We start from the raw sequence: 11,643 nt of genomic DNA, 5'->3' as shown, positions 1-11,643 counted from the left end.
CCGTGCCGAAAGGTGTCACCAGGCGTCGGCCCCGCACCCGCGCGGCGCTCCTGAAGGCGGCCCTGGAGACCTTCGCCGAGCACGGCTTCCACGCGACGACCATCGAGCAGATCTGCGAGCGCGCCGGCTACACGCGGGGCGCGTACTACTCGAACTTCGCGAGCAAGGAAGAGCTCTTCCTCGCCCTCTTCGACGAGCACAGCGAGCGGACGGTCCGGCGCCTCGCCGACGCCATCGACGCACTGAGCCCCGAGGAGTACACCCTGACCCGGCTCGCGGAGCTGGCCGCCCGCGTCGAACCGGACGAGCGGGACTGGTACCTCGTCACCACCGAGTTCACCCTGCACGCCATCCGCGACCGGCAGGCCGCCTGGGTTCTGGCGCGCCACGACGAGCGGCTGCGGGCCGAGATCGCCCGCGGGCTCACGCTCGTCCTGCGCCGGGCCGGACGCGAACTCACCGTGGAGCCCGACCGGTTCGCCCGCCTCCTCATCGCCCTGCGCGAGGGCGGCCTCGCGCAGAGCTACGTGGAGCCGGCCGAGCTGCCGCCGGGGACGCTGGAGCGGCAGTTCCTCGCTCCGCTCCTGGAGGCGACGACGCGGGAGATCACCGGCCGGGAGGCCCCGGATCAGCCGAAGAGGTCCGGGTCGGACGCGGCGATCTGATCCCACAGCGGGCGCGCCTGGAACCAGCCGGCCAGGTGCCCGCCGATCTGCCCCCGGGTGAGCAGGGCCGTCTCGCGGTCGATGAGCTGCGGCGTGCCCGCCGCCATGGCGAGCAGCTGCGCCTGACAGGAGCGCTCCATGGTGACGAACCACCACACGGCCTCGGCGACGGAGTGCCCGACGGTGAGCAGCCCGTGGTTCTTCAGGATGACGGCCTTGTGGTCGCCGAGGGCCTTGGCGACCCGCTCGCCCTCGTCGGTCTCGTTCACCACGCCCCGGTAGTCGTCGTAGATCCCGTGGTCCTCGAAGAACGCGCAGGCGTCCTGGGTGATCGGGTCGAGCGGGATGCCGAGGCTGGAGAAGGCCTTGCCGTGCAGGGAGTGCGAGTGCGCGGCGGCGACCGCGTCGGGGCGGGCGGCGTGGACCCGGGAGTGGATGACGAACGCGGCCCGGTTCACCGGCCGACGGCCTTCGAGGACGGTGCCCTCGTGGTCCACGAGGATCAGGTCAGAGGCCTTGATCTGCGTGAAGCTCATGCCGAACGGGTTGACCCAGAAGGCGTTCGGGTCGCCGGGGTCGCGCACGGTGATGTGCCCGGCGACGCCCTCCGAGAAGCCGAACCTCCCGAAGATCCGGAACCCGGCCGCGAGCTGCTCCTTGCGGTAGCGGCGCTCCTCCTCGACGGAGTCGAAGGTGGGCGGCAGCGGCACGATCGCACCTTCGGGCAGCGGCCCGACGGCGGCGGCGAGTGCGGGCGGCACGGTGCTCATGGCGGCTCCTCGGTGTGCGGGGTGCGCGGGCGGGACGCACGGCGCGCCAAAAGATACAGAGATGTATCCGATACGACAACGGATCGGGCCTGGGCCGGTCTTCGTGCGTGTACGGATCAGGCTGGGACGGTCTCGTACGACAACGGATCGGGCCGGGGCGGTCTCGTACGTGTACGGATCGGGCACGGACAGTCCCGTACGACAACGGATCGGGCCCGGGTGGCCTCCTCCGGCAACGGATCAGGCGCCGGGCGCCCCGAAGCGGGCCAGGTAGTGCCAGACCTTCTTCACGTCCTGCGGGTCGTACCGTCCGCAAGCGCCCGCCTCCTGCACGATCCGGGGGTCGAGCCGCCCGTCGACGGCGATCCGGGCCGCGAGCGCCACGTACGCGGGCCCCCGGAATCCGGGGTGCCGCCGCAGCTCGTCGACGGAGACGCGGAACCCCCCGTGCCACTCCACGCGGCACGGCAGCCGCCGCGCGGCCTCCTCCACCTCCGTGCCCCGGTGGCTCGGGTCCAGGACCAGCGCCTCCACGTCTCGCCCGATCACGACCGGGCCGTGGACCTGTGCCTCGACGTAGTCGTCGAGCGGATCCCTCGCGTCGGCCTCGGCGAGGGCCGTCAGGCCCATCCGGGAGGCGACACCGAAGTCGTCCGGCTCCACGTGGCTGTCCGGGTAGCAGAAGGTCGCCCGGTCCAGGGCGGCGGCCGTGAGCCGCAGATGGGCGGAGCCGAAGCGGGCGGCCGCTCCGTGGGGGCGGCGGCGGAGGTCGAGCGCGCCGTAGACCGGGCGCGTCTCCGCCGGGGCCTCGTCGTAGGCCCCGCCGAACATGCGGCTCTCCCAGCGCCACCGGTCCCCGCCGGGGTGGGCGGTGAGGCCTCCGTTGCTCGTGCCGGTGACGAACTGGGAGCGGTACACCCCCTCGTCCGCGAGCCGGTGGAGGAACGTCGGGTGGAAGTTGAGGGTGATCCGCAGGGCCGGGTCGAGCGACGCGCCGGTGGAGCGGTCGGCCACATGGGCGATCGCCCGCCGCCCGTGATCGTGGAGGGGTGTCATCGCGGCAGTCCGGCGGAGCGCCGGGGGTTGCGGCGCGGGGTTTTCGGCCGATACGGTCAACGCGGTGGAGAAAGCGCTTTCCCCCGTGATTCCCGGCTTTCTCCACCACTCGCCGTCCCCGTACCGCACCGCCCCCGGAGTCCCTCGCGTGCCCACCGCCGACGACGTCCTGATCTACACCCGTACATCGGGCTACCGCCACGACTCCATCCCCGCCGGCGCCGCCGCCCTCAGCGAGCTCGCCCGGGGGCTCGGGCGTGACGTCGAGGTCACCGAGGATCCGGGCGCCTTCAGCCCCGGGCGGCTCGGCCGCTGCGCCGCCGTCGTCCTCCTGTCCACGACCGGGAACGTCCTGACGCCCGAGGGACGCACCGCCTTCGAGGGGTACCTCCGGGGCGGCGGCGCGCTGCTCGCCGTGCACGCCGCGGCCAACGCCGAACCGGACTGGCCCTTCTACGGCGAGCTCCTCGGCACCCGGTTCGACGGCCACCCCGAGGTCCAGCCCGGCCGGGTCCTCGTCGACGCCCCCGACCACCCGGCGACCGCCCCGCTCCCGGAGCGCTGGGCCTGGACCGACGAGTGGTACAACTTCACGTCCCACCCGGGGGCCGGGGGCGCCCGGATCCTGGCCCGTGCCGACGAGTCCGCGTACCGCGGCGGCACCCACGGCGACGACCACCCGCTCGTCTGGTGCCGGGAGGTCGACCGGGGGCGGGTCTTCTTCACCGCCCTCGGGCACGCCTCCGAGGCCTACCTCGACCCGGCGTTCCGCGCCCACCTCTCCGGCGCCCTGGCCTGGCTCACCGGCCCGGTCCCGCCCTCCTGAGCCCGCCGCAGCGGTCACCCCACCGCCCCGCCCCTGTTGCGCCGACGCCCAGGGAGCGGAAGGTTGCAGACGGGGGCCGATGGCAGGAGGAGGAACGTCATGGGCATCGCCACCGTGAACCCCGCGACCGGCGAGACGCTGCGCACGTACGAGGCCCACGGGCCCGAGGAGGTCGAGCGGCGCGTCGCCGCCGCCCACGAGGCGTACCGCCAGTACCGCACGACCTCCTTCGCCGAACGCTCCCGGCTGCTGCGCGCCGCCGCCACCCTCCTCGACGAGGACAACGAGGACATCGCCCGCACCATGACCACCGAGATGGGCAAGCCCATCGCCGCGTCCCGCGCGGAGGCGGCCAAGTGTGCCAAGGCCATGCGCTGGTACGCCAAGAACGCCGAGGCGCTGCTCGCCGACGAGCACCCGGCCGAGAGCGACGTCCAGGACTCCGGCGCGGACACGGCCCGGGTCCACTACCGGCCCCTCGGCCCCGTCCTCGCCGTCATGCCGTGGAACTTCCCGCTCTGGCAGGTGATCCGCTTCGCCGCGCCCGCGCTCATGGCGGGCAACACCGGTCTCCTCAAGCACGCCTCCAACGTGCCGAGGACCGCCCTCTACCTGGGTGACCTCTTCCGCCGGGCCGGCTATCCCGACGGCTGCTTCCAGACCCTCCTCATCGGATCCCGCGAGGTCGAGGGCGTCCTCCGCGACCCCCGGGTGGTGGCCGCCACCCTCACCGGCAGCGAACCCGCGGGCCGGGCCGTGGCCGCCGTCGCGGGCGACGAGGTGAAGAAGACCGTCCTGGAGCTCGGCGGCAGCGACCCCTTCATCGTGATGCCCTCCGCCGACATCGTCGGGGCGGTGAAGACGGCCGTCACCGCGCGCGTGCAGAACAACGGCCAGTCCTGCATCGCCGCCAAGCGGTTCATCGTCCACCAGGACGTGTACGACGACTTCTCGGAGCGCTTCACCGCCGCCATGAACGCCCTCACCGTCGGCGACCCCCTCGACGAGTCGACCGACGTCGGCCCCCTCGCCACCGAGCAGGGCCGGGCCGATCTGGAGGCGCTCGTCGACGACGCCGTGGCACGCGGCGCCACCGCCCTCTGCGGCGGCCGGCGGCCCGAGGAGCCGGAACTGCGGAACGGCTGGTACTACCGGCCCACGGTCCTCGCCGGCATCACCCCGGAGATGCGGATCCACCAGGAGGAGGCCTTCGGGCCGGTCGCCACGGTCTACCCGGTCGGCGACATCGAGGAGGCCGTGGCCGTCGCCAACGACTCGCCGTTCGGCCTCAGCTCCAACGTGTGGACGCGCTCAGCGGACGACGTCGCGTTCTTCGTCCGCGACCTGGAGGCGGGCGGGGTCTTCGTCAACGGCATGACGGCCTCGCACCCGGCCCTGCCCTTCGGCGGCATCAAGCGCTCGGGGTACGGCCGCGAGCTGTCCGGTCACGGCATCCGCGAGTTCTGCAACGCGACCACGGTCTGGCAGCGCGCCTGACCTCCGCACGCGCCGGTCACGGCCCCCGCCGGCCCGTCGTCCACTCCGACAGGCGTTCCGCCGGCCAGGTGTTGATCACCCGGTCCGGCGGCACCCCGCACTCCTCCGCCCGCGCGCACCCCAGGATCTGCCACTCCAGCTGACCCGGCGCGTGGGCGTCCGTGTCGACGGCGACGTACGTGCCCGCCGCCACGGCCAGCCGCAGCAGCCGGCGCGGGGGATCGAGGCGCTCCGGGCGGCTGTTGATCTCCACGGCCGTACCGGACTCGGCACACGCGGCGAAGACGCGCTCCGCGTCGAACTCGGACTCCGGCCGCAGCCGCCCGCCCGCCACCAGCCGCCCGGTGCAGTGCCCGAGGACGTCCATCAGCGGGTCGCGCACGGCCCGTTCGAGGCGCCGGGTCATCGACCGGGCGTCCATCCGCAGCTTCGAGTGGACCGAGCCGACCACCAGATCGAGGCGCGCGAGCAGCTCCGGCTCCTGGTCGAGCGAACCGTCCTCCAGGATGTCGCACTCGATCCCGGTCAGGAGCCGGAAGGGCGCCCACTCCTCGTTGAGCCGTGCCACCACGTCCAGTTGCTCCCGCAGGCGCTCCGGCGACAGGCCCCGGGCCACGGTGAGCCGCGGCGAGTGGTCGGTGAGGACCGCCCACTCGTGCCCGAGGGCCGCCGCCGCACGGCCCATGTCCTCGATCGTGGCACCGCCGTCGGACCAGTCCGAGTGCAGATGGCAGTCGCCGCGCAGGGCCGCCCGCAGCGTCTCGCCGCCCCGGCCGTCGCCCTCCGACGGGACCAGCGAGGCCTCCAGCTCCTCCTCCAGGCGCGCCAGGTACTCGGGCACCCGGCCCTCCAGGGCCTCGCGCACCACCGCCGCCGTCTTCGGGCCCACGCCCTTCAGCGACTCCAGGGTGCCCGCCGCCGCGCGCCGGGCCGCCTCGCCCTCCGGCAGGGCGGCGACGGCGGCCGAGGCCGTGCGGAAGGCGCGCGCCCGGTAGCCGGGCGCCTGGGCGCGTTCGAGCAGGAACGCGATGCGGTTCAGCGCGGCCACGGGGTCCACGGCGACCTCCTCACCCGCCGCCCGTGGTGGACTGGGCCACCACCGGTGCCGGCCCGATCTCGCACCACACCGCCTTGCCCTCGCCGCGCGGCTCCACGCCCCACCGGGACGCGAGCGCGTCGAGCAGGAGGAGCCCGCGCCCCGAGGTGGCCGCCTCGCCGGGCGTACGGCGCCGCGGCCAGGCGCTGGACCGGTCCTGCACCGAGAGCCGGACCCGCCGCACCGGTTCGGGCAGCACCTCCAGGGTCAGCACCGCCCCGCCCTCGGTGTGCAGCAGCACGTTCACGAGGAGCTCGCCCGTCAACAGCTCGGCGTCGTCCGCGAGTTCCTCCATGCCCCAGTCGCGGAGCGCCTGCCCGACGGCCGCGCGCGCGTCCGAGAGGCCCTGGGGGTCGGCCTGGTGGATGTACTGGTGGATGCGCGGCGCCCGGGGCGTGCCCGGGTCGGGGCTGCGCCGGAGCACCAGGAGCGCCACGTCGTCGCCCGAGCCCCACCGCTCCCAGAGGCTCTCGGAGAGGTGGTCGGCGAGCGCCTCGGCCTGCGGCGGGCCGCTGCTGATCGCGTTCGAGAGCGCGGCGAGTCCGGTCTCGATGTCCGTGCCGGGCTGTTCGACGAGTCCGTCCGTGCAGAGCACCAGCGTCTCGCCGGGCACGAGGTCGAGACGGGTCTCGGGGAACTCCTCCTCCCCGAACACCGTCGCGAGGCCCAGCGGCAGCCCGCCCCGCAGCTTGGGCTGCCCGACCCGGCCGTCGGTGTGCCGGATCAGCGGATCGAGATGCCCGGCCCGCACCGCGCGCAGGGTGCCGCTCGTCAGGTCCACCTGCGCGTACGTGCACGTCGCGAAGCGGTTGGTGTCCAGCTCGGCGAGGAAGCGCGAGGCCCGGGCGAGAACGGTCGACGGGGCGTGGCCCTCGCCTGCGTACGCGCGGAGCGCGATCCGCAGCTGCCCCATGATGGCGGCGGCGTGCGTGTCGTGGCCCTGGACGTCGCCGACGACGATCCCGACCCGGCCGCGGGGCAGCGGGATCACGTCGTACCAGTCGCCGCCGACCTGCCGTCCGCTCCACGCCGCGTGATAGCGGACGGCGATCTCGCCGCCGGTGAACTGCGGGATCCTGCGCGGCAGCATCGTGGCCTGGAGTCCGGTCGCCAGCTCCCGCTCCTCGTCGAAGAGGATCGCCCGCTGGAGCGACTGGGCGACGATCGCGGCGAGACCGAGGGCGAGGTTGCGCTCGTCGGCGTTGAACGAGGTGCGGCCCCGGTAGAAGAGCGCCATGCCGCCCAGCGAACGCGCCTGCGCCACCAGCGGGAGGTAGCAGGCGGCCCGGAAGTCGAGCCGTGCCACGTAGGGGGCGAGCTCGGGGAAGTCCCGGCCCAGTGAGGGGAACGAGGAGACGAACCGGGGCCGCCCGCTCAGGACCGCGTCGGCCAGGGGCAGCTTCCGGTCGAGACGGCGGCTGCGGAAGTCGTTGAGGATGTCGAGGGATTCGCCGCTGAGCGCGATGATGTTGAGCGAGCCGTTCTCCACGAGACCGAGCGCGAGACCGTCCGCGCCGAGCCGGGCGAGACCGCCCGGACCGGTCAGGGCGGCCGTCACGTCGTCCACGGTCACCGCGCGCGACAGCGCGTTCGTCGTCCGCTCGACGATGCTCGTCTGGACCTCGCGGCGCTTCTCCAGTTCGTGCACGAAGGCGACGTGCGCCACCTCGGCGGTCGTGTCCCGCACGACGCCGACGATCCGCCGGGCGCGGCCGTCCGGAGAGCGCAGGATCCGCGCCTGCACATGGGTCCAGTGGGGTGAACCGTCGGCCTGCGGGATGGGGAAGTGCGCCGTGTACGACACCGCGCCGCCCTTGACCGCCTTCCGAACGACGCCCTCCAGCTTGGCCCGCTCGTCGGGGTCCAGGCGCGTCACGAGCGACACCGGGCGGCCGTCGTAGGTGTCCGGGCCCACGCCGAAGAGCAGCAGCCCGGACTCGTCGACATCGATGGTGCCCGTGTCGAGATCCCAGTCGAAGCTGCCGGTCCGGTTCATGGCGAGCCACTCGGCGGGCCCGATCTCGCCACTGCGCGTACGCGGGTCGTCATCGGTCATCCTCCCCATTGTCGAACCCGCGCCCCGCGGACGCCATGGCGATGACACGGCGTGGCGCGAGTTCGCCGCGCCCGGCGCCTCGCGGGGGACGGCCGCCCCCGGCCCCGCCGGTCCCCGGACCCGGGCCCCGGTGCCGTGGCCGTCCCCCGCACCGGCCGCCCCGCCCCGGCCCGGCCGGACCCGGACCCGGGCGCCGCCGCGCCGGCCGCAGCCGCGTCCCACCCCCGGACCGGCCCCCGGCCGCGGCGGGCCGCGGGGGCGTGCCGGGGCAGAATGGGCCGGTGCAGCCGTCCTACCGTGTTCTCGGTCCGTGCCAGGCCTTCCGTACCGACGACGGTACGGAGGCCGCCCTCAGCGGTGCCCGGCTCAGGGCCCTGCTCACCGCGCTCGCCGCGGCCGGCGGACGGGCCGCGGGCCCCGGCGCGCTCATCGGCCAGGTCTGGGCCGACGCCGACCCGGCCGACGGCCAGGACCGTACGGCTGCGCTCCAGGCCCTCGTCGGCAGGCTGCGCCGCGCGCTCGGCCGCGAGGCCGTCGTCTCCGCGCCCGGCGGCGGCTACCGGCTCGCCGCCGGACGGGACTCCGTCGACCTGCACCGCTTCGAGCGGCTCGCCGACGAGGGCGCGGCCGCCCTCGCCGCCGGTCACGCCGAACGCGCCGCCTCCCTCCTCGACGAAGCCCTCGGACTGTGGCGCGGACCCGCGCTCGCGGACCTCCCCGGCCGGGACGCCGACCCCCTGGTCGTACGGGTCGAACAGCGGCACGCCCAGGCGCGGCGCGACCGGCTCGCCGCCGACCTGGCCCTCGGGCGGGCCACCGCCGTGCTCGCGCCCCTCGCCGGGCTCGCCGCCGGGCAGCCGCTCGACGAGCCGCTCCAGGCCCTGCGGATCCGCGCCCTGCGGGCGGCCGGACGGCCTGCCGAGGCCCTCGCGGCGTACGAGGAGGTACGCGTGGCCCTCGCGGACCGGCTCGGTACGGACCCGGGGCCGGAACTGCGCTCCCTGCACACCGAGCTCCTCGCCGGGACGAGCCCCGCACCGGCCGCGCCGCCGGCGTCCGGCACCCTTCCGGCCCGCCTGACCTCGTTCATCGGCCGGGACGGCGAACTGGGCGCGCTCGCCGCCTGGGAGGGGCGACGGCTCGTCACGCTCACCGGGCCGGGCGGCGTCGGCAAGACGCGGCTCGCCCTGGAGGCGGCCGGGACGTACGAGGGCCCCGTCCACCTCGCCGAACTCGCTTCCGTACGCGAGGAGTCCACGGTCGCCGCCGCCGTCCTCACCGCGCTCGGAGCCCGCGACACCCAGCTCTGGCACACGCCGGCCGTCGCCCCGGCAGGGCCCGAGGACCGGTTCGCCGACCTCGTGGAGCGCTGCGCCGGGCGCCGGATGCTGCTGGTCCTCGACAACTGCGAGCACGTCGTCGCCGAGGCGGCGGAGCTCACGCAGGCGCTCCTCACGCGCTGCCCGGGCGTGACGGTCCTCGCGACGAGCCGGGAGCCCCTGGGGGTGCCGGGGGAGGAGGTGCGGCCCCTGGGACCGCTGCCCGGGGACATGGCGCTCCGGCTCCTCGCGGACCGGGGCGCGGCGGCGCGTCCCGGGTTCGACCCGGCGCGGGACCCGGAGGCGGCGGCGGAGGTCTGCCGACGGCTCGACGGGCTGCCGCTGGCGATCGAACTGGCGGCGGCCCGGCTGCGGATGCTGTCGGTCCGTCAGATCGCGGACCGCCTCGACGACCGCTTCCGGTTGCTGACCTCGGGTGCGCGGACCGTGCTGCCGCGTCAGCAGACCCTGCGGGCGGTGGTGGACTGGTCCTGGGACCTCCTCGACGCGGACGAACGCGCGGTGCTGCGGAGGCTCGCGGTGTTCGCGGGCGGGTGCGACCTGACGGCGGCGGAGGCGGTGTGCGCGGACGGCGGGGGACCGGGGGACCCGGCCGCCGACGGACCCGCCGGGCCCGTCGCGGAGGCCGTCCCGGCCGCGCCGGACGGCCGCGTCCCGGGCCCGGCGGCCGTCCCGGCCGCCGCCGTCCTCGACCTGCTCGGCGCCCTCGTCGACAAGTCGCTCGTCGTGGCCGCCCCCGACGGCGGCGGGATGCGCTTCCGGCTCCTGGAGACCGTGGCCGAGTACGCCGGGGAGCGGCTCGACGAGGCCGGGGAGCGGGCGGCGGCCGAGCGCCGGCACCTCACGTACCACCGGGAGCTCGCCCGTCGGACCGACCCGGAGCTGCGCGGCCCCGGCCAGGTGGCCGCCGTCGCCCGCCTGGAGCGGGAACACGACAACCTGCGCGGCGCCCTCCGGACGGCCGTGGCCCTCGGCGAGGAGCAGGAGGTGCTCTGCCTGGTCCACGCGCTGAGCTGGTTCTGGCAGCTGCGCAACCACCAGGTCGACGCCCGGACCTGGGCCGCCGAGGCCTGCCGGCTGGGTCCCGACCCCTTCCGGGAGCCCGTCCGGCCCGCCGGGCCGCTGGAGGGCCGGTGCCTGGACGTGCCGCCGCCGTGGACCGGCGAGCGGCTGTGGGAGGCCCGGCGCGGCGGCCGGCTGTACGCCCTCGCGACCGAGGGCGGTGAGTCCGGCGAGGGCGCGACCGTCCTCGAACGGCCCGAGACCCGTGCCCGGCTCTCCGCCCTCGTCGCCGCGTACCGCCCCGGCCTCCCGCAGACCTGCCGCCAGCCGGGCACGATGTGGTACTTCGCCCGGCTCATGACCGGAGAGCTCACCGGCCTCGACGAGACGCTCACTCTGATCGTGGACGCCTGCCGCGCCGACGGCCCCGGCTGGGACCTGGGCTTCGCGCTGCTCATGCGGGCCAAGCTCGCCGGTCACGGCGCCGACGCCGCCGAGGCGCTCGCCCACTTCGAGGCCGCCGGGGACTCCTGGGGCATCGCGGAGTCCCTCGCCGCCCGGGGCGAGGCGCACGAGCGGGAGGACCGGCCGGCCGAGGCCGCCGCCGACTTCGAGCGGGCCACCGAGGCCGCCGCCCGGGTCGGCGCCCGCTCACAGGTGCCCGTCTTCACGGCCCGCCTCGCGGCCGTCCGGCTCCGCCTCGCTCCGGAGGGCGACGCGGCGGCCGAGCGGCTCCTTGCGGAAGCCGCCGACGAGGCCGGGCAGTGGGGAGCGGAAGCCGCCGGGGCCGGCCGGCTGCTGCTCGCCCAGCACTACGGCCACACCGCGCGCACCGGCCTCGCCCGCGCGCAACTCGTCCGTCTGGAGCAGGAGTTCGGCGAGGTCACCCCCGCGCTCTTCTGGGGTCTCGCCGGTGGGACGTGGGCCTGGCTCGACTGTCTCGACGGCGACCACGACCGGGCCCTGGAGCGGCTCGCCCGGGCCGTCGCCGACATCGAGACCCTCGCCCACCTGGTCGCACCGCACCTGGTCGTCGCCCAGTTCGGGACCGCCGCCTGGGCCCGTGGCGGACGCGGAGCACCGGGCGACGCCGGGACGGGCGCGCGGCTCCTCGGGGCGTACGACGCCCACGCCGCCTCCGACACCGGCGGCGGCTTCCGCCCCTTCACCCCGAGGACCGAGGCCGCGATCCGTGCGCGCGCCGAGGAGGTCCTCCGCGCGGCCCTGGACCCGCGGACGTACGCCCGTCGGTACGAGGAGGGCGCGGGTCTCTCCCTCGGAGCCGCCACCGACCTCGTCCGCCCGCCCCGCTAGGCCGTCTCTTTCGGATCTCGC

At 75.6% G+C, this 11,643-nt stretch carries 8 protein-coding genes; 4 read left to right on the top strand and 4 right to left on the bottom strand.

What is annotated here, in order from left to right:
* Window positions 1-2 precede the first annotated feature (2 nt).
* A complete protein-coding gene (locus tag ACFV2S_RS02250; protein ID WP_383796888.1) occupies window positions 3-665 on the top strand; it encodes a TetR/AcrR family transcriptional regulator in 663 nt (220 codons plus the stop codon).
* Here ACFV2S_RS02250 and ACFV2S_RS02245 read toward each other — a convergent pair.
* A complete protein-coding gene (locus ACFV2S_RS02245; RefSeq protein ID WP_383796887.1) occupies window positions 629-1,435 on the bottom strand; it encodes a class II aldolase/adducin family protein in 807 nt (268 codons plus the stop codon). The two genes, ACFV2S_RS02250 and ACFV2S_RS02245, sit on opposite strands and share 37 nt — an antisense overlap.
* 240 nt (window positions 1,436-1,675) lie before the next feature.
* On the bottom strand, window positions 1,676-2,491 hold the full coding sequence (locus tag ACFV2S_RS02240; protein WP_385553411.1) for a DUF3626 domain-containing protein: 816 nt from the start codon (window positions 2,489-2,491) through the stop codon (window positions 1,676-1,678).
* 148 nt (window positions 2,492-2,639) lie between these two features.
* Between ACFV2S_RS02240 and ACFV2S_RS02235 the strand changes: the two genes are divergently transcribed.
* Together ACFV2S_RS02235 and ACFV2S_RS02230 are read left to right on the top strand one after the other, a co-directional pair.
* Complete coding sequence (locus ACFV2S_RS02235; RefSeq protein WP_385553409.1) at window positions 2,640-3,317, top strand: ThuA domain-containing protein; 678 nt, start codon at window positions 2,640-2,642, stop codon at window positions 3,315-3,317.
* Between the two features lie 99 nt (window positions 3,318-3,416).
* Complete coding sequence (locus tag ACFV2S_RS02230; protein WP_385553407.1) at window positions 3,417-4,814, top strand: NADP-dependent succinic semialdehyde dehydrogenase; 1,398 nt, start codon at window positions 3,417-3,419, stop codon at window positions 4,812-4,814.
* Between the two features lie 16 nt (window positions 4,815-4,830).
* Here ACFV2S_RS02230 and ACFV2S_RS02225 read toward each other — a convergent pair whose 3' ends face one another.
* A complete protein-coding gene (locus tag ACFV2S_RS02225; RefSeq protein ID WP_385553406.1) occupies window positions 4,831-5,871 on the bottom strand; it encodes a PHP domain-containing protein in 1,041 nt (346 codons plus the stop codon).
* Between the two features lie 10 nt (window positions 5,872-5,881).
* Entirely contained in the window at window positions 5,882-7,966 is a 2,085-nt protein-coding gene (locus tag ACFV2S_RS02220; RefSeq protein WP_385553404.1) for a SpoIIE family protein phosphatase, read from the bottom strand.
* Between the two features lie 281 nt (window positions 7,967-8,247).
* On the opposite strand from ACFV2S_RS02220, the gene ACFV2S_RS02215 reads away from it, so the two are divergent.
* Window positions 8,248-11,622 carry an ATP-binding protein gene (locus tag ACFV2S_RS02215; RefSeq protein ID WP_385553402.1) on the top strand — a complete coding sequence of 1,125 codons (3,375 nt, stop codon included), beginning with the start codon at window positions 8,248-8,250 and terminating at the stop codon, window positions 11,620-11,622.
* Window positions 11,623-11,643 lie beyond the last annotated feature (21 nt).

Source organism: Streptomyces sp. NPDC059695, assembly GCF_042733785.1.
GTDB lineage: Bacteria > Actinomycetota > Actinomycetes > Streptomycetales > Streptomycetaceae > Streptomyces.
This window is presented reverse-complemented; position numbering and strand designations above follow the sequence as displayed.

Bases quoted from the DNA above. Each gene is read 5' to 3' on its own strand.
- ACFV2S_RS02245 (WP_383796887.1), bottom strand. From the start codon at position 1,435: ATGAGCACCGTGCCGCCCGCACTCGCCGCCGCCGTCGGGCCGCTGCCC.
- ACFV2S_RS02240 (WP_385553411.1), bottom strand. From the start codon at position 2,491: ATGACACCCCTCCACGATCACGGGCGGCGGGCGATCGCCCATGTGGCC.
- ACFV2S_RS02230 (WP_385553407.1), top strand. From the start codon at position 3,417: ATGGGCATCGCCACCGTGAACCCCGCGACCGGCGAGACGCTGCGCACG.
- ACFV2S_RS02220 (WP_385553404.1), bottom strand. From the start codon at position 7,966: ATGACCGATGACGACCCGCGTACGCGCAGTGGCGAGATCGGGCCCGCC.